This window comes from Polyangium fumosum, from assembly GCF_005144585.1.
In the GTDB taxonomy this organism is placed as follows: Bacteria; Myxococcota_A; Polyangia; order Polyangiales; family Polyangiaceae; genus Polyangium; species Polyangium fumosum.
This window is the reverse complement of record NZ_SSMQ01000005.1, coordinates 141,232-163,089: the sequence shown is the minus strand read 5'-3', so window position 1 is coordinate 163,089 and position 21,858 is coordinate 141,232. Positions and strand designations below refer to the sequence as shown.

The 21,858-nt window shown below is 67.2% G+C and carries 16 protein-coding genes; 8 read left to right on the top strand and 8 right to left on the bottom strand.

Annotated elements, in window-relative coordinates; all coding sequences use genetic code 11:
* Nucleotides 1-47: 47 nt before the first annotated feature.
* Complete coding sequence (locus E8A74_RS06960; protein ID WP_170228917.1) at nucleotides 48-1,463, top strand: M23 family metallopeptidase; 1,416 nt, start codon at nucleotides 48-50, stop codon at nucleotides 1,461-1,463.
* A 13-nt stretch (nucleotides 1,464-1,476) separates the two neighbouring features.
* Here E8A74_RS06960 and E8A74_RS06955 read toward each other — a convergent pair whose 3' ends face one another.
* Nucleotides 1,477-2,823 carry a sigma 54-interacting transcriptional regulator gene (locus E8A74_RS06955; RefSeq protein ID WP_136928135.1) on the bottom strand — a complete coding sequence of 449 codons (1,347 nt, stop codon included), beginning with the start codon at nucleotides 2,821-2,823 and terminating at the stop codon, nucleotides 1,477-1,479.
* Between the two features lie 280 nt (nucleotides 2,824-3,103).
* Here E8A74_RS06955 and E8A74_RS06950 point away from each other — a divergent pair, with 280 nt between their 5' ends.
* Nucleotides 3,104-4,054: a hypothetical protein gene (locus E8A74_RS06950; protein WP_136928134.1), complete on the top strand. Its 951-nt coding sequence runs from the start codon at nucleotides 3,104-3,106 to the stop codon at nucleotides 4,052-4,054.
* Nucleotides 4,055-4,115: 61 nt separating this feature from the next.
* Here E8A74_RS06950 and E8A74_RS06945 read toward each other — a convergent pair whose 3' ends face one another.
* The 5 genes from E8A74_RS06945 to E8A74_RS06925 form a co-directional block, all read right to left on the bottom strand.
* Entirely contained in the window at nucleotides 4,116-7,547 is a 3,432-nt protein-coding gene (locus E8A74_RS06945) for a protein kinase domain-containing protein (protein WP_136928133.1), read from the bottom strand.
* Between the two features lie 164 nt (nucleotides 7,548-7,711).
* Entirely contained in the window at nucleotides 7,712-8,626 is a 915-nt protein-coding gene (locus E8A74_RS06940; protein ID WP_211365306.1) for a M23 family metallopeptidase, read from the bottom strand.
* A 187-nt stretch (nucleotides 8,627-8,813) separates the two neighbouring features.
* A complete protein-coding gene (locus E8A74_RS06935; RefSeq protein ID WP_136928132.1) occupies nucleotides 8,814-9,311 on the bottom strand; it encodes a hypothetical protein in 498 nt (165 codons plus the stop codon).
* Nucleotides 9,312-9,419: 108 nt separating this feature from the next.
* Nucleotides 9,420-11,468, bottom strand: coding sequence for a prolyl oligopeptidase family serine peptidase (locus tag E8A74_RS06930; protein ID WP_136928247.1), 2,049 nt, complete (start codon nucleotides 11,466-11,468; stop codon nucleotides 9,420-9,422).
* 234 nt (nucleotides 11,469-11,702) lie between these two features.
* The gene (locus E8A74_RS06925; protein ID WP_136928131.1) at nucleotides 11,703-12,227 is read right to left on the bottom strand and encodes a hypothetical protein; all 525 of its coding nucleotides are present in this window, start codon (nucleotides 12,225-12,227) and stop codon (nucleotides 11,703-11,705) included.
* 122 nt (nucleotides 12,228-12,349) lie between these two features.
* Between E8A74_RS06925 and E8A74_RS06920 the strand changes: the two genes are divergently transcribed.
* Nucleotides 12,350-12,985, top strand: a complete 636-nt coding sequence (locus E8A74_RS06920; protein ID WP_136928130.1) for a hypothetical protein — start codon at nucleotides 12,350-12,352, stop codon at nucleotides 12,983-12,985.
* A gap of 12 nt (nucleotides 12,986-12,997) precedes the next feature.
* Here the strand turns inward: E8A74_RS06920 and E8A74_RS06915 are convergent, their stop codons facing one another.
* Complete coding sequence (locus tag E8A74_RS06915) at nucleotides 12,998-13,780, bottom strand: GON domain-containing protein (protein ID WP_170228916.1); 783 nt, start codon at nucleotides 13,778-13,780, stop codon at nucleotides 12,998-13,000.
* A 447-nt stretch (nucleotides 13,781-14,227) separates the two neighbouring features.
* On the opposite strand from E8A74_RS06915, the gene E8A74_RS06910 reads away from it, so the two are divergent.
* The 5 genes from E8A74_RS06910 (at nucleotide 14,228) to E8A74_RS06890 (ending at nucleotide 20,879) form a co-directional block, all read left to right on the top strand.
* On the top strand, nucleotides 14,228-14,602 hold the full coding sequence (locus tag E8A74_RS06910; protein WP_136928128.1) for a hypothetical protein: 375 nt from the start codon (nucleotides 14,228-14,230) through the stop codon (nucleotides 14,600-14,602).
* A 44-nt stretch (nucleotides 14,603-14,646) separates the two neighbouring features.
* A complete protein-coding gene (locus tag E8A74_RS06905; RefSeq protein ID WP_136928127.1) occupies nucleotides 14,647-15,417 on the top strand; it encodes an SDR family NAD(P)-dependent oxidoreductase in 771 nt (256 codons plus the stop codon).
* A gap of 13 nt (nucleotides 15,418-15,430) precedes the next feature.
* Nucleotides 15,431-15,997 carry a hypothetical protein gene (locus E8A74_RS06900; RefSeq protein ID WP_136928126.1) on the top strand — a complete coding sequence of 189 codons (567 nt, stop codon included), beginning with the start codon at nucleotides 15,431-15,433 and terminating at the stop codon, nucleotides 15,995-15,997.
* Between the two features lie 131 nt (nucleotides 15,998-16,128).
* Nucleotides 16,129-17,550 carry a sigma 54-interacting transcriptional regulator gene (locus E8A74_RS06895; protein WP_136928125.1) on the top strand — a complete coding sequence of 474 codons (1,422 nt, stop codon included), beginning with the start codon at nucleotides 16,129-16,131 and terminating at the stop codon, nucleotides 17,548-17,550.
* An 8-nt stretch (nucleotides 17,551-17,558) separates the two neighbouring features.
* Nucleotides 17,559-20,879 carry a serine/threonine-protein kinase gene (locus E8A74_RS06890; RefSeq protein ID WP_136928124.1) on the top strand — a complete coding sequence of 1,107 codons (3,321 nt, stop codon included), beginning with the start codon at nucleotides 17,559-17,561 and terminating at the stop codon, nucleotides 20,877-20,879.
* Between the two features lie 10 nt (nucleotides 20,880-20,889).
* On the opposite strand, the gene E8A74_RS06885 is transcribed toward E8A74_RS06890, so the two are convergent.
* Complete coding sequence (locus E8A74_RS06885) at nucleotides 20,890-21,720, bottom strand: hypothetical protein (RefSeq protein ID WP_136928123.1); 831 nt, start codon at nucleotides 21,718-21,720, stop codon at nucleotides 20,890-20,892.
* Nucleotides 21,721-21,858: the final 138 nt, after the last annotated feature.

Sequence of the window (21,858 nt, the reverse complement as noted above, 5' to 3'; positions counted from 1 at the left end):
ATTCGTTCGATAGTCTCGTCCGTGCCATGCCCTTCGCGTCACGAACCATGCGCTCGCGTCTTTTTCTGCTGGCGATGCTCCCCCTCGCGTGCTCCTCGCCGGGCGCGTCGTCGTCCTCGGGCAGCGGAGGGGAAGGGGGCAGCAGCAGCACGACCGGGCCCGGCACGGGCGGCGCGGGAATGGGAGGCGGCGGTGGGATGGGCGGAATGACGTCCTCGACGGGCGTGGGGCCCGGCTCGGGGAGCGGCGGGAGCTTGCCGATGCTGCCGTGCGACGCGGGATTCGCATTCGACAGCAATCCCATCACCTCGCCGATCCTCACGGTCTCGTACACGAACCAGACGCCCTATGCCTACGTCAACATGAAGGTGACCGGGCCGGGGGCGCCCGCCTCGCAATGGGGCGGCGTGGGGGGATCCGGGCCGTATACGTGGACGTACACCGTGTATGGCTACGATCCCGGCGTCCTGACGTTCACGTTCGTCGAGGGGGAGAACGGGGGCAACCCGGGCAACCCCGTGGCGCAATGTCAGATCGAGGCGCTCGTCGAGGGAAGTACGAACCCGGGGTCGAGCGGCAGCGGCGGCGGGGGGCAAGCGAGCTGCGCGGATTTGGCCCAGGCCAATGGCTGGCCCGGGGGCACCTTTACCTGCGACGACGGCACCCACAACTGGTGCGCGGGGACGGGCACGCCGACGAGTGATTGCGTGCGCTGCTGCAGCCCCTCGTGCGGCGTGCTCGCGCAGCTCTACAATTCGAGCGCGAGCTGCGACGATGGGAACAACGGCGCTTGCAAGGGCTCGGGCGTCCTCACGTGGGATTGCAAGGCGGGGTGTTGTGGCCCCGGGATCCCGAATTCACAGCCGCCGACCGGCGGAGCCTTCGGATACCCCGTGGGCGACAAGAGCACGAGCCCGGCGGGCGGAGCCGGCTGGCAGGTCTGGCAGGTGCTCGGGCATTATTGGGACGTGTATGGCGGGGCGCACCTCGCCGAGGACATCGGCAAGGCCGGCGCGGCGAACGCGGCCGTCTCATCGGTGGCGGACGGGGTCGTGCTTGTCTCCGCGCCGAACGGAAGTTCTTACGTCAACGTGATCCTCATCCAGCACCCGATGCCGAACGGGACAAGCGTGTGCTCATTTTATGGCCACCTGGCCACGCGCACGGTCTCCCCGGGACAAACCGTCAAGCGCGGAGATCAAATCGGCACGGTCCTCGACCAGGGCTCGAACTCCCACCTGCATTATTTCATCGCGCCGAAGAGCCTCTGCGACAAGATCGCGGGCCTGAACGGCGGAGGCGCCTGCGGATACGACGGATCCGGCGGCGTCCCGGGGCTCGGGCATGCCGACCTCGCGAACGCGCCGGAATCGTACACGGCCTCGGGGACGAACAACGGGTGCAGCCTGAACGGCTACCAGATCCTGGCCCCGCACGATTTCATCGACGCACACCACTTCTGAGCCCTTCTCGGGCTCAGCCCTCGCCGCCGTCGCCCTCGTCCCCGCTGCGAATGTCGTATTTTCGGATCAACGTCCGCAAATGGCTCCGGTCCATGCGCGCGAGCCGCGACGCCTCGGACACGTTGCCCTTGGCGCGCGAAACCAGTTCGCGCACGTAGCGCTCCTCCCAGCGGTCCGCGGCCCTCTGTTTCGCCATGCGGTAGGGCACGCGCAGATCGAATTCGCCTTCCGCGGCAGGGCCCGCGCCGCCCTCGGAAGGTCCGCTCCCGAGCGCCAGGAGGGCCGGATCGTCGAGCAGGACCGCGCGCTCGACGGCGGCCCGCAGCTCGCGCACGTTGCCCGGCCACGCCTGCCGGCAGAAGGATTCGAGCAGATCGGCCGGCATGGTCCGATGCGGCGCGAGCTCGGCATAAAAATGGCGCGCGAGCCGCTCGACGTCGCCGGTGCGCTCGCGCAGCGGCGGGATGTGAATGCGCACGACGTTGAGGCGGTAATACAGATCCGCGCGAAATGTGCCGCGGTTGACCTCGGTGCGGAGGTCACGGTTCGTCGCGGCGATGACGCGCGCGTCGAGCCGGATGCGCTGGTTGCCGCCGACGCGCTTGACGGTCTTCTCCTCGAGGGCGCGCAGGAGCTTCGGCTGCATGTCGAGGGGCAGCTCGCCGATCTCGTCGATGAAAATGGTTCCGCCGGCGGCCTGCTCGAAGGCGCCGGGGCGATCGGCGCTCGCGCCGGTAAAGGAGCCTTTCACGTGGCCGAAGAGCTCGCTCTCGATGAGCGTGGGCGCGATGGCCGTGCAGTCGAGCACCACGAACGGGGAGCGGGCGCGCGCGCTCGCCTCGTGGATCGCCGCGGCGAGGACACCTTTCCCGGTGCCGGTCTCGCCTTCGAGCAGCACGGTGGTCTCGGACGGGGCGATGCGGGGCAGGGCGGCGAAGATGCGGCGCATGGCGTCGCTCGCGCCGAGGACGGAGCCGAATCGATCCTCGGGGCTCAAGGCCTCGCAGATGTCCTCGTCGACGAGGTCGACGCGCAGCGTGGTGCGCCCGACCCGGACGCGCGCGCCGTCGTCGATGTATCCCGTGAGGATTCGGGTGCTGCCGATCCAGGTGCCGTTCGAGGAATCGAAATCCCGCAGGAAAAAGCCGTCGGGCGTGGCGGTGATGCTGATATGGTGGCGGGAGACCGTCGGGTCGGAGAGCACGAGGTCGTTGCCCTGCGCGGTGCCCACGGAGACCTCGCTCTTCGGAGCGCGCAGCGAGGCCCCCGTGTCCGGGCCCTCGATCACGGTGAGCGAAAAACCTTCGAGCCGCAGCTCTTTCGCGCTGGGGCGGAGGAGCAGGGTGCCATCCGTCGACATGGCCGCACGTTACCACGCGGCGCTCGCGGCGGGGTGGCGGGTCGAGGCGGCCGCCCTGGAGGGACGCGCCTCCAGGGGATGGAGGGTCGGGCCTCCAGGCATGGAGGCTGGGGCCTCCAGGGGATGGAGGTTCGTTCCTCCAAGCCTGGAGGCCAGGCCCTCCACGCAACGCGGAGCGTGCGGGGAATCGTTGCGTGAGCGGCCTTTTTCGCGGCGCTTCGAGCGCTGGCACAGAACGTGGAGAGTCCAGATGCCAAGAACTTCGAGGAGGACGATCATCATGACGACGCAGCTCACGCATCTGGTTTCGCGGTTCGGGTTCGCAGGCGCGCTCCTCGTGTCGGCTGCGGCGCTTCCGGCCTGCGGAGGTGAGCCCGTCGACATCGAGGATTTCGAGGGGGAAGTGGACGAGGCTGTGCAGGCGACCGGCCCGACGGGCGGTAACAACCTCCCGCCCTTTGCCGTCGACAGCGATCCCCTCAAGCGCAGCGTGACGAACAGCTTTGGCATTACGTCGTCCACGAACCCGGATCCGCTCCCGCTTTGCAAGAATGGCACGGTGACCGCGACGGGTTGCACGCTGAAACCTGAATGGGAGTCGTGGATGTCCGCCGACGGGACGAACCGCGCCCCAATGATGAAGGGAATCGCGAAGTGTTCGGTGGCGCCGAGCTTCACGATTTCGACGAACGACGGCACGCAGACGTTCCCGGGGCAATGGGAGCTCTACCCGGGCTGGAAGTCCAATCGGCTCACGGGCGAGGACAAACGCGAGCGCATGAGCTCGTGCCTGCTCTCGCTGCTCAATGGGAACAACCAGGAGCTCGCGCTTTGCATCGTCGGTCCGGGGGGAACGCCTTTTAGTGATGCCTGCACCGATCCCAACCTCACCATCCGGGAGGGCGGCTTCTTCGGGAACTTGTTCGCCACGAATCCCACCGCGTACGTCGCGGGTCCGGACACTGCGGACCCGGTGGACAGCGGTCGGGCGTGCTTCGCGACGCAAGGCAATTACTGCTGCGCCGAGGGCGACGCGAACTGCACGCACCGCATCGTGCTGGCGGGCGCGATCCTGGGGTCGCCCAACCAGAACTTCGCGAACAAGCGCTGCAATGCACCGCTGGTCGACGCTGGAAGCGGAATCTGGTATTGCCCCTCGTTCTTCTCGACCCGCGAGCCCAATCGCAGCTACACGAACGTGTTCACGACCTTCGTCCCGCCGGCTCTGTGAATCGTTTCGCGCCTCCTCGCCCCTTCCTCCCCCCGTTCTTGCTTCATTGCCGCCCGCCTCATCACGGCCCCTTGGCCAGCCGTTCGGCCTCGGAAGCTGTCGGCCCGTAGCGGTGTTCGAGCAGCGGGTTTCCCTTGAACGCCTGTGACAGGTCCGTTCGAGCGCGCTCCAGCGCCATTTTCTTCTGTGTCGGATCGACCTGAAGCTGCGCTTTGCGCAGGTACAACGCGCCGCGGATGGCCAGCGCGCGCGGGAAACCCGGCGCACGTATGAGCGCCTCTTCGATTCCGTGGAGCCCCTCTTCGACGATCGGCTCCTGCGGCGCCTTCGGCTCCCTCGTGAGCAGGGCTTCGACCCGTTCGAGCGAGACTTGCCCCAGCAAGAGCCAGAGATCTCCCCGCTCGGGGACTTTTTGGGTCGCCGCGCGCGCAAGGCCCTGGGCCTGCTCGAGCGACGAAAACGAAGCCGGATCCTCCCGCCGCGCCCACGCCCCCCGCGCCGCCCGTAGCAAGGCTTCCACGGCCTTGCAGTCGGGGTTTTCAGGCTCGATACGATAACAAGGCGCGAGCGCGAGCAGTCCCGCGTCGAGGCTCGGCTGGGGGTCCTGGCCGAGGGCCCGCTCGTGGCCGCCCAGCAAGTGATACGCGCGGGCCAGCTCGTGCTGGACGTACACGAAATTGGGGTCGATCGCGAGGGCAGCCTTGAAGCGATCGATGGCCTCCCGGCCAAGCTCCCGCCCGTCTTTTCCCGCGTCCAGTCGGTAGGATGCGAGGAGCGTGCTGGCCAGGCCGGCGTTCACGTACGCCAGGGGATTCCGCTGGTTGATTTGAATGGCCCGTTCTGCCGTCTGCACCGCTTCGAGCACGGACGTCTCCGGATTCTGGCCATGGTCGGATTGCCATTGGGCCAGGTCCGTCAGCCAGACGGCCGTATTGTTGTGGCCGATGACGTACCCTTCATCGAGCTGGGTCGCTTTCCGGGTCGACGCGATGGCCCTCTCGAGCAACGACTGACAATCTTCGTTGCGTCGCTTTTTGCTCGCGGCCGAGTAGCCGAGCGCGAGTCCGTAGTCATTGTAGGCCCACGGGAACTTGGGGTTCAGGCGGATCGCGCCCTCGAGATACGCATGCGCCTTGTCGAGCAAGGGCTGCACGGGTTGTCCCCGGTCGAGCAGGGATTCGGCCAGCTTCGTGTACGCGAGGCCGATGATCTCGTGCGCGTACGCGTCTCCCGGGCGCAGAGCGATCGCCTGTTCTCCCGCGGTGATCTGCGCTCGGCGCAGTCGCTCGACGTCCTCGCGGGGCGCGCCATGACCTTCGCCGTATTGCGCCTGGAAATTGTACGCGAATGCCTTTTTCGTGTGCCCGTTCGACTCCGCGGGGGCCGCGACGAGCGCCTTGTCCGCGACGGCGAGGGCCTTGTCGAGCTTCGGCTTGGGATCACGGCCGCTGTAGAGGTCCATCTCCTCCTGCCGGATCCACGCCTCCGCGAGCGCCTCGTAGATCTGGTGATCACTCCGCCCGATGTCCGCGGCCTGCTCGTAATGCGCCACCGCCTGCGCGAAATCCCGCTCGGCCTCGTCGTTGTCCCCGCGATCCTTCGCGCCCTGGGCGCGGGCCATGTACACGTCGCCTTCGAGCTTCTCGGCCTCGTAGAGCCACGACAGGCCGACGCGAGCGCTCCGCGCGCTCGCGAGGGCTTCGTCGTAGCGCCGGTTGTAGAAGTGGATCAGGCCTTCGAGGTAGCTGGCCGGCACCGTCGGCAAACCCCGGCAGCGCGTGAGGTGGGCGAGCGCCGGTTCGAGGTACTCCTTGTCGAGCTCCTGCTTGCGTTTCTCGAAGTAACTCTTGTCGCCGCTCTTGCGCGCGTCCTCGATCGATCGGCTGTAGAGCTCGCCGAGCACACGCCCGAGCGCATAATCGAGCTCGGGCTCGCGCACGCCGAGCGTCGCGGCCTGCGCGAGCTCCGCGTGCGCCTGGTCCCACTCCTTCAGTGCGAGGTAGCCGCGGCCGAGGGCATAATGATCGAGCCCCGCCGCGAGGTCGCCGAAGCTCTGCATCTCGGCCTCGATCTCGGCCATGCGTGCGCGAACGACCGCCTTCTCGGGGCCCGTGTCGTGCAGCGGCACGAGGTACGCGCTGCGCACCAGCCATTCGAGGTCCTTCACCGCCTGGCCGAGCTTTTGCCCGAGCTCGGCGCGCTTCTGCGCGATCGCCTCGTTCCGGGCATTGACGATCACCGTGCGGACGCCGTAGCCGGCGAACGCCACGAGGCTCGATACCAGCGCGATCACCGCGAAGGCCATCGGCTTGTTTCGCTTGGCCCGCCAGTACAGGCGCGTCGGCAGCCCGAGGCGGCGCGCGAGCACGCGCTCGCGGTTGAGGAAACGATCGAGGTCGTCGGCGAGCTCGGCCGCGGTCGTATATCGCTGGTGGGGCTCCTTGTTCAGGCACTTGCCGACGATGATGTCGAGGGCGAGCGGGATCGACGGATCCTTCTCCCGTAGCGGCACCGGGTCCTGAATGAGCACCTTCAGCAGGACGTTGACGGCGCTCTCGTCCACGAACGGCGGCGCGCCCGCGAGGATGTCGTAGAGCGTCGCGCCGAGGCTGTAGACGTCGCTGCGCGGATCGATGCTGCGGACGCTGCCGCGCGCCTGTTCGGGCGGCATGTACCCCGGCGTCCCCATGACCGTGCCCGATTCGGTCAGGCCCTTCGTCTCGCTGGCCTCGCGCGCGAGGCCGAAGTCCATGAGCACGGGTCGATACGAGGGAGGTGCGTCCGCGCCCGCGCTCTTCTCCACCATGATGTTCGCGGGCTTGATGTCGCGGTGAATGATGCCGATGCGGTGCGCGGCGTGGACGGCCTCGGTGACCGTCTTCATCACGCGGACCTTGTCGTCGATCGACATCGACTGCGCCGCGTCGTTCAGCGAGAGGCCCTGGACGAGCTGCATGGCGATGTACGCCTTGTCCTCGACCTCGCCCACCTCCAGCACCTTGCAGACGTTCGGATGATCGATGCGCGCCTGCGCCCGCGCCTCCTGGAGGAAGCGCTTCGTCGTGATGGGATCGGCCCCGTGGATGAACTTGATTGCCACGTGACGGGCGAGCCGCCGATCGCGGGCCTCGTAGACGGAGCCCATGCCGCCCCGGCCGAGGAATCGTACGATCTCGTAACGATCCCAGCGCTTGGGATCCACGAGGGGCGAGCGCTCGGAGACGGCAGGCAGATCGGCGGGAATTTCGGCGGGAATTTCGGCGGAGATCTCGGGGGGCGGCTCGGTGGTCGCCTCCGCGGGGGATGCGCTCGCCGTCGGCGGTGCTTCGTCTGCGCGGTTCGCGCCGCGTCGTCGGCGCCTTTCGCGCGCCAGCTTGACCGTGACCGGGGCCGCTTTCTCCGGGGGAGACGGGGCGACCGTATCGGCGATCGCGAGCGCCTCCGGACCCGAGAGGGTCTCTGGCTTCTGGCCGTTTTTGGGTGGCTGGCCCATCACGTTACCTTGGTCCCGGGAGGCCGTCGCTCGTCAAGCGCTACATGCGCAAGGCGGCGCCGGTCGCGTGACGAACTCCCTTGCAACCGGGAGACCAAGGAACACGCGGAGCGGAGGATGCGGGCGGGAAGCTCTCTGTCCGGACGAACCCGGCGAAGGCGGGCTTACTTGCAGGTCGGCGCGACCTGACCGTCCGAGCCGGTCGAAACATAAGCGTCCGACACGTAGCCGTTCCCAATGAAGTCCCAGAGGGTCGACGTGCCATAGGTGCCCGTCACCGAGGTCCCTTTCTTCTGGCAGGTGATGGTGACCTTGGCGCCGTCCGCGACCGAGCCCACCGCGGCGCTGCTCGTGCTCGCGTCCGCGCGCACCGTGAGAGCGGCGCCATTCGTGTTCACGGTGCCGGTGACGGACGTCCCGCCGGATCCGCCGTCGCTGCCGCCGCAGCTATTCTTGCTCGTGTAGTTCTTGGTGCCGTAGAAGAACGCCGTGGAGCCATTGAAGACGGGCCTGATGGCGATGCCGTTGCGGCGCACTTCGTAATGGAGGTGCGCGCCGGTCGAGCCGCCGGTGTTGCCCACGGTGCCGATCTTCTGGCCCTTGCTCACGCTCTGCCCGACCGAGACGAGCTGCGAGTTCAAGTGCGCATACCGGCTGCGGTACCCATTGCCGTGGTCGATCTCGATCCAGCGGCCGTAGCTCGTGTTGCCCTCGTTCGCGACGCGCGTGATCTTTCCGGCGGCCGAGGCCACGACCGCGTCGCCGATGTCGTCGTTGCGGTTGAAATCGACCGAGTTCTGAGGGCTATGGTTCGTCCTGGTTTGTCCCGCCCAGACCTGCCCGCAAGGGAACGGGAGCTGGAAGGCGGGCATGTCGCTCACGCCCTCGCTCGTGCTGCCGACCTCCTCGTCCACGGCTTCCTCTCCCGGCGGAGGGCCGTCGTCCAGCCACTCGTCGCCGCCGAGCGCCGAGGCCGGATCGAGCTCGTCCGGCGGCTCGCCGCCGCAGCCGCTCAGCGCGAGGCCACAGGCAAGGACGAGCACGTTGGAGACAAGGGCCCACTTCGACGTCGTTCGCATGGCCGACCGATTCAGCAATGCGCGTACCGACCCATCGTCCTGGAGGGTGGATCACGAAATTGGGCCGTCGCTCCACATCCGCAGAACTTTTGCGGAAAACGGCGGCGTTCCGCATTACGAAACCGAGCCCCGGGGTGGGGCAGCCGTTCCCCACCCCTTGGGGCAGCCGTTCCCCACCCTGGGCCGTTCATTCATCGCAGACGGCTTCGAGCTCGATCGGCACGGTGATTCCGTTGTCGTCGTTCACGACTTCTCCGATCGGGAGCTTCGACTTGTTCACGGAGATGGTGGCGCTGGGGTCGATGACCACGCGGCGCATGGTCCCTTCCAGCTTCACCTCGATCTTGCCCTGGGCGGGGATGGGCACCGGCTCCGCGTCGGCAGGCGCGTCCATCCGCTCCGTCACCGCGGTCATCGGGTCGATGCCGTACGAGCGAATCTGTTTGCCTGGGGTCATGGCGCAAGGCGACCACATCATCTCGCCGTGCACGAAGACGAACCCGTCGGCCAGCAAGACCTTGTCCGGTACGAACGTGATCCCGCCTTCCCATACGCAAACCTCATCGCTCCCGTTGTCCGCCGGGCACGCCCCATACCCGTCGCTCCCGCTGCACCCCATCGCCAAGACCACCACGCCGAGCGTCGCCACGATGCCACACATCCACTTCGTCGCCCTGCCTTGCATGTCATACCTCGCGATCTCGAACCTGGGTTTCGGGCCCATTTCGGGGTCGTAAGAGCAACACGCGTGCCCAGGCAGCGCTCGGCGAGGGGGGGATTCGAGGGGAGGGGGTTACTTGGTCGGCAGGCCGAGCTGCTTGCCGAGGAACGTGAATGCGAGCGCGTCCATGTAGGCGCGTTGTTCGTTGTTCGCGGCGCCGCCGTGGCCGCCCTCGGTGTTCTCGTAATAGAGCAAATCCTGCCCAAGCTCGAGGAGCCGCGCGACCATCTTGCGCGCGTGGCCCGGATGCACCCGATCATCCCGCGTCGACGTGGTGAAGAGCGTACGCGGGTACCGCGTGCCGCTCTTTAGGTTCTGGTAAGGCGAGAACTTGGCGAGCGCCGCGCGCTCCTCGGGGTTGTCGGGGTCGCCGTACTCCTCCATCCACGATGCGCCCGCGAGGAGCTTGTGGTAGCGCATCATGTCGAGCAGGGGGACGCGGCACACGATGGCGCCGAAGAGATCCGGCCGCTGGGTCATCATGACCCCCATGAGCAGGCCGCCATTGGAGCCGCCCATGATGCCGAGCTTCGACGTCGTGGTGACCTTGCGCGCGACGAGGTCCTCGGCGATCGCGATGAAATCATCATACGCTCGCTGCCGGTTCTCCTTGAGGGCGGCCTTGTGCCAGGCCGGGCCATATTCACCGCCGCCGCGGATGTTGGCCACGACGTAGACCCCGCCGCGTTCGAGCCACCCGGCGCCGGTCGCCGCGTGGTACGACGGGGTCATGGATGCCTCGAACCCGCCATACCCTTCGAGGAGCGTGGGCGCGCTGCCGTCGAGCGGGAGGTTTTTCCTGGCGATCTGGAAATAGGGCACCTTCGTCCCGTCCTTCGACGTCGCGAACCGCTGGACGACGTCGAGCCCGGCCGCCTCGAAGAAAGCCGGATTCTTCTTCACGGCTTCGGCGCGCGTTTTTTTCGTCGCGCTCCCGAGGGCCAGGGTCTCCGGCGCCGTGAAATTGCTCTCCATGAGCCAGTAGTCGTCCGACGTGTGCTCGTCATACGCCCAGGCCCAGACCGAGCTCATGGGCGACGTGTCGATCTTCGTCCGGACGAACCCGTTTTTCGTACGCGTGTGAACGAACACCGAGCTCTTCACGTCTTCGAGCTCGACCGTCATGAACGCCGTCTTCAGGCCCATGTAGCTCTCGAGCGACGTGTTCGGCTTCGGCTCGAAGAGCATGGTCATTTCACGTTTTCCGGCGCGGTAGTCCGCGAGCGGCGCGCTGAGCAGGGCGCCCGCCGGCCACGTCTTGCCCGCGAGGGTCCACGCGCTGCGCAGCCGCAGGAGGAGCTGGCCATCCCAGACGCTCGCCTCCGCGTCCTCGGGCTTGTCGATCTTCTCGTATTTGTCCCCGTTGCGAAGGAGGAGCTCCTCCGTGAAGAACGACGGCTTGCGGTAGATCCAGTCGAACTCCTTGCCGTGGTCGAACTGGCGCTCGCCGCCCACGACCATGTCGGTCGTTTGCCCCTCGAACAACGTCTTCGCGCTTTCGAGCTTCGTGCCGCGTTTCCACTCCTTCACGATCCGCGGATATCCTGAATCCGTGAGCGAACCGGGGCCGAAGTCGGTCCCGACGTACACCGTGTCGATGTCCTTCCAGTGGACCGAGCTTTTCGCCTCCGGCAGCGTGAATCCGCCCTCGACCATCTGCTTCTTGACGGTGTCGAACTCGCGGAGGACGGACGCGTCCGCTCCGCCGCGCGAGAGGTGCAGCAGGCAACGCTCGTACTTCGGGTACAGGCACTCCGCGCCGTGCCAGACCCAGTTCTCTTTTTCGGCCTTGGCGAGGGCATCGAGGTCGAGGACAACCTCCCATTTCGGGGCCGGCTTCTTGTACTCGGCGAGCGTGGCGCGCCGGTAGAGGCCGCGAGGATTCGTGTCGTCGCGCCAGAAGTTGTAGACGTACTTGCCGCGCACCTGAGGCGTGGGAATTTTTTCCTTGGAATCGTAGATGCGGCGCAGCCGATCGCGCAGCGCGCCGAACCCGGGCGCGGCTTCGAGCTCTGCCTTCGACGTGGCGTTTCGCTCGGCCACCCACACGAGCGGCTTGTCCCCGAGGACCTCTTCGAGCCAGAGGTAGGGATCCTCGACCTTGGGCTCGGGCTTGCTCATCGGCGGGGCCTCCGTCGTGGCCGTCGTGGCGGTCGCGACCGTCGCGGCGGGCGGCGGCGTGGGGGGTGGCGTCGGCGGCGCGCCACATGCGGCGAGCAGGATCGCGCCGAGGAGGGGAGCCAGGGTTCGCATGGGCGGCAGTAAAGCGTATTTCCGGGCGCAGAGGAAGGCCACTTCAAGCCTCGCCGTCGTGGACCTTGCGAAGAGCAAGAGCGTCGCCTGGAAAGGCTGCCCTCAAGGTTCGGGAGAAGGCTTTGCAGGCTCGTCGTTCATGGCCATCGCGCTTCGTCGTTTTCGTTCCGCGACGATGTCGCGGATGCGCTCGACCGTGCCCTGGCATGCGTCGATGACGGTGAGGAGCGAGGCCAACGTGGCGACCCACGGCGCCGGGTAGAAGCGACCGCTCGACGGAGCGATGCCGCCCGCGAAGATGGCGTTCACGAAGCAAAACATCGTCCCGAGCGAGGCAAACAGCATCGAGGCGAACTCCGTGAGCAGGCCCGCGATGGCATTGCGGATGCGAGGCTGTAGCAAGCCGAGCACGACCGGCGTCAGGACGAGGACGGCGATGCTGATGCCGTTTTCCGGACGCTCGGTGAGGATCTCGATCCCGGTGAACGTCCTCGGGCCTCCCTGGCACGAAGAGCGCTCTCCCCAATCGAAGGGGAGCGTGAGCGCGAAGATCGCGAGCAGGACGAGGCGCCGAAACGGACTGCGGCGTGGCTTCGTCGGTGGCGTTTCGGGGAGTTCGTCCTGCATCGAGGGCGAGGGTATCGCAAACGTCGGCCGTCGGGATCACCAAACGGCGCAGGCGAGGTCCTCGCGGTCACGCACGGCACGCCGCTCTCGCGGAGCCAGGCCGATCGATGGTAGAAGGGGGCATGGAATTCGATGCAGCCTCCGCCCGCGCCTTCCTCCAGCTTCCGGAGGGCTACGCGCTCCCGGACGTCGACGACTTGATGCACGACGCGCGAGCGATCCTGCTCCACACGGTGAATCTTCGGACCGAAACGCGCGCGCCCGGGATCCAGATCTCTCCCGTATGGGAAAACCGCGACGGGCAGGCCGCGCTCCGCGCCACCGTCGTGCCGGTCGAGATCGAGGCGCGACACTTCGAAGGCAAAGGGATGATGGCGCTCCGCGATCCGAACGCGCTCACGATGATCGCCGACGCCGTCGAGATCCTCGCGGACGAGCCGGTCGTCGCCGCGCAGGCGCTCGTGGTGACCGCGTCGGTCTGGATCAGCGAAGAGGCGCCGGTGCGGCCGCTCGGCCTGCCCTACAAGGGCCACTTCAAGCTCTTGACGCTCGTGATTGCAGATTTTTTGCGCAAGGTCGGCGCCGGCTTCGACGAGCTCGAATGGCTCACCTCGATCGGGCTCTTGGGCGCCTACCACAATCCGGACGAAGACCCCCCGGCCGAGCAAGTGCGCGCCGCCGCGCGGGAGAAGTCGTTGCGGTTGGCCGCGGAAGAAGAGGCGTGGATGGCGGCGCTCCTTCGCAATGCGGAGGGATGACGCGATCCGGGTTCAGGAGGGCGGGACGAACTCGAGGGCGAGCTGGAAGTCACCCGCGTCATTGAAGGGGTTGAACGTCGCCGGGTTCGAGCAGATCCAGCCGCAGAAGCCGCCGCCGCTCAGATTCACGACGCGGTTGTCGACGCTGTAGACCGCCGAGCCCGAGGAGCCTGCGCCGCCGACCTGGAACGCATCCTCCGCCACCGCGAACGGCGTGCCGGTGAGGTCGATGTTGCCAACACCCGAGGGCGACGCGTCGCACGACATGCCCACACCGAACGGCATCGAGGTGACGGGCCCGCCGCCGTGCGTGAGCTGGCCGCTCGACGAGGAGAACGTCTGGTCCCCGATATCGACGAGCAGCGAATCCGGGTCGATGCGGATCTTCGTGTAGCTCGTCCGCACGTTCGACCCCGAGACCGCGCCGCCCACGGTGTATTGCGAGAAATTCGCCGACGCGCTGGTGTTGGGCAACGTGAGGTACTCGGCCGGCGAGGAAGCCATGTTGTGGCAGTACGCCGTCCAGCCCTTGGCCACGTCGTGGTCGATGTGCAGGAGGTAAGCACCGTCGCCGGCATTGGGGTTCCGGTTCCGGATCTCCTGGCACGTCGCCGGGGGCGGCGGGGGCGGCGGAGGCGGCGGCTGCGGGCCGAGGGCCTGCTCGGTCTCGGCGACCGAATCCTCGGAGAGGTCCGCGGCGTCGAGATCGCTGCTATCGGCAATGCAGCCCGTCATGAACGGGGCGAGGAGGGCAAACGAGAGGGCGAAGCGCGAGAGATTGTGCGCGAGGTTCATGGTCAGCTCCGAGAGGGCTCGAGTGTTTTTCTTTGGGGGCTTCGTCCCCCGTCGTTCGTGACCATGGCAATTGCACCGGTCGTGCCAAAGGGACCAGGCCGCGTGGTTTCCGCGATTCACGCGCGAATCATCGATGTACATGGCGAGCGCCTCCGGGGCGCACGTCGCTCATGGCGGCGCCGTTGAGGGGGACAACCGCCAAGCATGGAGGCTGGCACCTCCAGATCGGGCTCGTGGATGTCCGCTCCACCCCGGCCTCGCGGAGCTGCGCCGCGCGTCGCGCGTCCGTCAGGAGCATCCACCCGAGCAGACCAGCGACCTCATCCATCGGGACCAAAAACCCCCGGGCGATTTCGGTCGTCGTCCGCGGGTGCTACCGTCCTCGACGATGGAAGCTGCGCGCGCCGCGTGTCGTGTGGGTCTGCTCGTCGCGTTTGTCGTGTCGGGTTGCCAGCGGGGAGGTGGAGAGGCGGAGGCGTCGCGCGCTTCGGCCTCTTCGGCGGCGCCGAGCGCTTCGGTCGCGCCCGTGGCCCCGCTGCCGCCGCCTCCGGGGTGCTCCTGCATGGCCCGCGCGGCGCGGGGCTCGCGCTCTACCGCTTTGGGGCCTCGGCGCCGTATGTCGGCGGCCTCGGGGGCAACAGCTATAGCAACGATTTCGTGGTCAGCTCGAAGAGTTTGCCCACGGAGTTCGAACGGCACCAGAAGCTCCCTGCCTGGGTGGTGCCGCATCTGAACGGAAAATCGCTGAACGTTTTCATGGTGCCGCCGGCGCGCAAAGCGTCGCTCCGGCAGCAGTTCGACGCGGCCTATTCGAAGCGATGACGGGGCGCTTCCCCTGTGCGCGTCCTTCGTGCATGCTCGTGCGCATGAAGGACAAGATCATCGTCATCACGGGGGCGAGCGCGGGGATCGGCGCTGCGATCGCGCGCAAGGCGGCGGCCGAGGGCGCGCGCGTCGTGCTCGCTGCGCGCAGGCAGAAGGAGCTCTCCGAGGTCGCCGCTGCGTGCGGGCCCGACGCGCTCGCGGTGATCACGGACGTGACCGTGCGTTCCGACGTTGAATCTCTCGCGCGGCAGGCCGTCGATCGGTTCCGCCGGGTCGACGTGTGGATCAACAACGCCGGCCGCGGCATTACCCGCGCCCCCTCCGAAATCACGGACGACGATCTCGACATGATGATGCGCGACAACGTGAAAAGCGCGCTCTACGGCATGCAGGCGATCCTGCCGCATTTCAAGGAGCGCAACGCGGGGCAGATCCTCAACGTCTCCTCGATGCTCGGCCGTATCCCCTTTTTCGCCCTCCGGGCCGCGTACTCAGCCTCCAAGCACGCGCTGAACGCCCTCACCGCCGGCCTGCGCGCCGAGCTCAGGCACACGTTCCCGGGGGTCGTCGTCACCACCGTCTCGCCGGGGATCGTCGCGACGGAGTTCGGCCTCAATGCCCTGCACGGCGGGCTCGATTCGCGATCCATGCCGGGCGCGCAGAGCGTCGACGAGGTCGCCGACGTGGTGATCGACGCGATCCGCAATCCACAGATCGATGTGTACACGCGCCCCGTGTACGCCGACAATGTCCGCCGTTATTACGACGACATGGACGCCTTCGAGCGTGCCTCGTTCGTCGGGCCGAAATGATGGGGAACTTGCAATGAATCGAGCCTCGATCGCAGTCTGCCTGATGGTCCTGTCGTGCAAGCCGACGGGCACTGAGCCTCCGCAGGATGCCCCGGCGCCGCGTCCGCTCGGCGAGCTCCTCCAGCAGCAGGATCTGACGTATGCCGACCTCGGTAAAGAGTTTCGCTGGACGCGCGGGCAGGCGTTCTCCAAGACCGGCACGCGGGACGCCGCCGGGTGGCCCCCGTCCGATTCGACGAAGATCACCGTTCGGTACACGAATCCCGACGGCTGGGGCTCGGATCCCAGCGCCCGCACGGGCAAGGGGCTGCGCGATTGCCTCGTCGGCATTTGCCCGACCACGAAAGAGATCGTCGAGTCGGATCTCGAAGTGAATGGCACCCACGCGATCCTGGAGCTCCCTGCGGCGGATTGCCAGATCCGCCTGACGACCCGGGACTTTCACGGCTACCCCGCGGCGCACCTCCATCGCGAGCCGGGCCTCCCCGGCGGCCAAGGCTACGACGCGCCGAAGCTCCCCGCGGGCACTTCGGCGGGCGCCGTGGTCGATATGGGAGAAGTGACCCCGCGGAGGGAATGACCGCGGGTCGCCGGCCACAAATTCCCGACCTCGGACTCTTGCGGTGCCATCTCGTCGATACGCTATCGGGGGCACGCCTCCGACGGCGGCGGAGGTTGAAATTCCGCGGTGATGAGGGCTAGGATGCCGCCGTGCCTAGCGAACGAGATGCTTCCTTCACCTTGACGAGCCTCGACGAGGGACGATCCCTGCGGCTGCCGAACCTTCGGGCCACCGTCACGCTCCCCGATCGGCAAACCTTCACGGCGCCCCTCGGGCTCGCGCCCCTCGTGCTCGGCAAGAGCCCCGAATGTGATCTCGTGGTCACGGATCCCAAGGTGTCCCGGGTGCATTGCGAGATCCGCCTCACCGAGCAGGGCGTCCTGTTAAAGGACATCCAGAGCCGGAATGGTACTTTCATTCGTGACGTGCGTATCGTCGAGGCCCTCCTCCCGCCGGGCGTGCCCGCCACCGTGGGGGATTCGATGCTCGTCGTGCAGCCGTCCGGCGGGGCCGCCGTCCTTCCCCTCTCCACGCGCGGATCGTTCGGCGACGCGGTCGGCGAAGGCCTCGCGATGCGGGCGCTCTTCGCGCGGCTGGAGCGCGTGGCGAAATCCGAAGAGACCATTCTCTTGCTCGGGGAATCCGGCACGGGCAAGGAGGTGCTCGCCCGCTCCCTTCACCAAGAGAGCCGGCGCGCCCATGGCCCGTACGTGATCGTCGATTGTGGGGCCATCCCGTCCTCCACCATCGAGGCCGAGCTCTTCGGGACCGTCGCGGGCGCGGCCACAGGCGCGGTGAACCGGGCGGGCTTCTTCGAGGCCGCGCATCAGGGGACGATCTTCATCGACGAGATCGGCGAAGTTCCGCTCGAAGCTCAGCAGAAATTGCTCCGCGTGCTCGAGGCGCGGACCGTGCGGAGGCTAGGCTCGACCCAGGAGCGGGCCATCGACGTGCGCATCGTCGCGGCCACGCATCGGAACCTCAAGGCCATGGTGGCGGCGGGCAAGTTCCGGCAGGATCTGTATTTCCGCCTCTCGGTGCTCGAACTCCAGGTGCCGCCTCTGCGCGAGCGGCGAGAGGACATTCCGCTGCTCGTCGAGCGTTTCCTTTCGAGCCGCAATCCACCGCTGAGAGCCTCGGACTTGCCGCCCGAGACGCTTCCGATGTTGATGGGATACGAATGGCCTGGCAACGTGCGCGAGCTCCGGAACGTGATCGCGCGGCTCGTGCTGTTCCCCGAGCTCTTGCACGAGATCCTGGGCCCGGCGGAGGGCTACGCGTCCGAGCCCACCGCCGCGCCGCTTCGCGCCGACGAGGCGGCGAAGGTGGATCCGGAGGATTTGAAGCTCGGCAAATTGCTCGAACTTTCCCTGCCCGAGGCGCGTGAGGCCGTGCTGGCAGAGCTCGAACGCAAGTACGCGACGGCAAAGCTTCGCAAGTACGACGGCAACATCTCGCGCGCGGCCGAGGCCATGGGTGTCTCGCGGCAGCTCCTTCACCGGTTGCTCGACCGGCACGGGATACGCGCGAAGGACGGCATCTCCGAGAGCACGGCGGCGCGGCGGACCTGATCGACGCGATGAAATACGGACGGCTGCGACGGGACGAGCCCGGACAAACGCAGGACGTGACGGTCGAGCAGGCCGAGCCGCCTCGCGCGCCGCCCGTCGTGGAGCACGCATCTCCGAGCGCGGCGTCCGACGTCACGCATACGCTGGACGCGCCTGCGCAGATCGTGCGCGCGGAGCATGCGCCGCCGGACGCGTGCGCCGACACGCCGGAGATCCCGCCGGCGCTGTATGCGCGTTTCGAGGCGTTCGAATTCCTCGGGCGTGGTGGAATGGGCGCCGTGTACAAGGCGCGGGATTTTCGTCTCGGCCGCGAGGTCGCCATCAAGCTCCTCTTCGGCGCCGATTTCGAGCTCGGCGGCAGCCTGCTCCGCGAGGCCCGCTCGCAAGCGCGCATCGACCACGAAAACGTGTGTGAGGTGTACGAGGCCGGGACGGCCGATCATGTCCGGTTCATCGTCATGCAGCTCCTGCATGGCGAGCCGCTCGACAAGGCGAGGTCGGCGATGACGCTCGAAGAGAAGGTGCGCGTCGTCCGACAGGTCGCATCGGCTTTGCACGAGGCGCATCGGCTCGGGCTCGTGCATCGCGACGTCAAACCCGCGAACATTCTGGTGGAGCACGGCGAGGACGGGGCGTGGAAGCCCTACATCATGGATTTTGGCCTCGCGCGGGAAATGGGCGATACCGGGGCGACGGTGACGGGCGCGCTCATGGGAACGCCGTCGTTCATGGCGCCCGAGCAGGCGGCGGGGAAGGTGCGCTCCCTCGATCGTCGCACGGACGTGTATGGCCTCGGCGCGACGCTCTACGACGTCCTCGCAGGCCGGCCGCCGATCGTCGCTGACAGCCTCACGTCGTTGCTCCAGGGGATCGTGCACGACGAGCCCGCGCCGGTCCGTAAGGTCTTTCGCGACGTGCCCCGGGACCTCGAGGCGATCGTAATGAAATGCCTCGAAAAGGAGCCTTCGGCGCGATACGAATCGGCGAAGGCGCTGGGCGACGATCTGCAGCGGTTCCTCGATGGGGATCCGGTGGAGGCGCGGCGGCAATCGGTCGGATACGTCCTGTGGAAACGCGCGCGGCGGCACAAAGGCAGGGTGGCGCTCGCGAGCGTCGCGCTGGTCGTCGCGGCGGTCCTCATCGGGGCCTGGATACGCGAGCGACAGCAGGCTTCCATGCAGATGACGCTCTCGCGCGAACTCGGCGAGAGCGTGAAGGAGATGGAGTTTTTCCTCCGAAACGCCTACGGCATGCCGCTTCATGACATGGATCGCGAGCGGAGGATCGTGCGCGAGCGGCTGAAGGAGATCGCGTCTTCGATGGACGCCCTGGGGAAGATCGGCGTGGGGCCGGGGCATTACGCGCTCGGGTGTGGGTACCTCGCGCTGCAGGAATACGCGGAGGCGCTCGCGCACCTGACGCGCGCGGAGGCCGCGGGCTTTCGGTCGGTGGGGCTCGATTCTTCGATGGGGATGGCGCTCAGCGAGATCTACACGAAAGAGCTCGCGGACACGAAGCGGATGGAGGGGGAGCGGAAGAGACAACGTATCGCGGTGATCGAGGCCGAATACAAGGAGCCGGCGCTCGTGCACCTCAGAGCTGCGCTCGGGGAGGCGATCGAGGCGCCTGCGTACGTGGAGGGGCTGATCGCGTTTCACGAGGGGCGGCACGAGGAGGCGCTCGTGAAGGCGCGGGAGGCGTTCGAGAAGGCGCCTTGGCTGTACGAGGCGCGGAAGCTCGAAGGGGACGTGCTCTTCGCGATGGGGAGGAAGTACGGCCACGACGCGGCGTTCGATCACGAAAAGATGTCGCATTGGTTCGGCCAGGCGGGGGAGGCGTATCGCGCGGCCGCCGACATCGGGAGCAGCGATCCGGCGGTGCACGTCGCGATGTGCGAGCTCTTCACGCAGGAGATGAACGGCGCGCGCGCTGCGCAGAAGGCCCTCCGGCCGAGCTTCGAGGCGGCGAAGGAGGCGTGTGGGAGAGCGATCGTCGCGAGCCCCGCGATCGCGCTCGGGCACCTGCGATTGGCGCAACTGCATTCGCATTTCGCGTGGCACGTCGCCGTCGGGGACGCGCCCGACGAGCAGCCGGAGGTCGCGATCGCGAAGGCCCTCGAGCACGCGGAGAAGGCGGCGCAGAGGGGCGCCGAGGAGCCGATGGCGTGGTACGTCGTGGCCGCGGTTTGGCGGACGCGGGTCCTTCACGCGAGCGAGCGCGGCCTCGATGTGGTGCCCGCCGTCGACCACGCCATTGCGGCGTACGACGAGGCGCTTTTGCGGGACCCCGTCTTCGTGTGGGCGCTGAACGAAAGCTGCTCCGCGTATTATTCCCGTGCCCAGCACGAATGCATGCATGGCATCGACGCGCGCCGCTCCATCGAGGAGGGACTTCGGCGTTGCAACAAGGCCCTCGAGATCGACCCGAGTTTTTCCTATGCGAAGCTCACGGCGATCGACCATCGATTGCTGCTGGCGGAGCAGACGGTCGCGATGGGGCAATCTCCGCGCGACGTCGTGAACGAAGCGGAGGCGCTGATCCAGGCGTTTCAGCAGCAATCACCGCGCTCGCCCGTGCCGCACCGTTTTCGCGCAATGTTGGCGCTGATGGAAGCGACGTACCTGCTCGATTCCGGCGGCGACCCGACGCCTGCGCTTCTCCGTGCCGACGCAGGCACGGCGGAGCACGCGCGCCTCGCGCCGACGTCGAACCTGACGCACAAGCTCCGCGGGAGAGCGGCCACGATTCGCGCACGGCTTCATATCGAGCGCGGGGAGGACCCGTCGCCCTGCATCCTCGAAGCGAGGGATGCCTTCGAAAAAGCCATGAAGGCGAAGCCGAATGATCTCAAGTATCGGGTGTGGAGCGCCACGGTGGAGACGATCGCCCTACGCTGGGCGATGCAACGAGACAAAACTACCGAGGCTTCCTTCGACGCGGCGCTCGCCTCGGTTTTGCCGATCCTCGACGTGAGGCGCGCCGATCCTTGGCTTTACGTCGCGCTTGGCGAGATCCACGAGCTCAGAGGCCAGTTCCGGAGCGGGCGAGGCGGAGGCGCGGAGTCCGAGATCACACAAGGGCTCGGGTTCATCGCGCAGGCGTTGTCCATTCATCCCCGCATGCCAGGCGCCCTCGCGTGCAAGGGCAGGCTCTTGCTCCTGCGGGCATCGATGGCCAAGGGGGAGAGCGACGCGCGGGAGGCCGCGAAGATGTCTCTGGAGGCATTCTCGGCGGCCATCCGGGAGAATTCGCTCGTCGAGAGGATGGACCGGCAGGCCATCGAGGCCGCGCGGCGCCTTGCGCGGGAGGCACCGGCGCGCGGCCCCTGAGATTGCTTCATCAAGGAACGTTGCAGTCTTTGGGGCCCGCGGCGATGACTTTGAGCGTGCTGAGCCAGGTCTTGATGGCCGGACGGCCGAGGCAGCTCCAGTTTTTCGTGACGGGGTTCTGCGTGCAATCCGTATCCGGGGTCGATCGCATTTCCACATTGCAGCCGGGGATCGCGTCGCCCGGGTTGTCCCCCGATGTGCACGTTCGCGTCAGCAGCGACATGTACGTGTTCGGGCATGGCAGGACGATCTCGTCCAAGGGCCAGACGATGTACTCGCGTTCTCCCGTGTCCGACAGGCGAGCCACCCAAAGGGCCTCTTCGATGTTGAAGTTAATGGAATTAAAGTACGACATGCCGTTGGAGGTGATGGAATCCCCCGTGAGCCGAATCTCCACCGGCGTCTCCTTGGGGTTGATGTTCACGATCATGCACGTGAAGAGGTCCAGCTTTTCGGAGAGGGTGAGGCCGCGCGTCGCCCACGACGCCGTGGTCTTCAGGTGGCCCCATCCGGCGTGACCGCCGGGCCCCTTGGTTCCCTGCGGCAATGCGCAGCGGATTGCATACGCGAGCGTGCGGCTACCCGTGTCGGCCAGCAGCGCGGCCACGGCCGTATTCTCCGGCGCGTTGATGCTGAGGTCCGCCGCTTCCCATAGCATATCCGCGTGCTCGTGGAAGTCGTCGGTGCCGAGGCTGTTGGTTCCGTGATCGCCGAGCTCGAGCGATTCGAGCCCGACGTCGTCGATGGGACGGACCCCATCCTCGGTCCCTGCGAGACACCCCGCCGTGAGGAGACCGGAACCGATGACAGCGGCAAGGAGGAACGAGCGGTGGGGCGTCATGGCAGTCAAGTCCTTGAGTTGAAGTTCAGGCGACGTCTTCATCCGTCGCGTGGATACGACCCATCATAACAAGACCCATGCCAGGCCGAAAGGCGATTGGGCGCATGCTCCATCGCATGGAACATGCGCCGCAGCCCC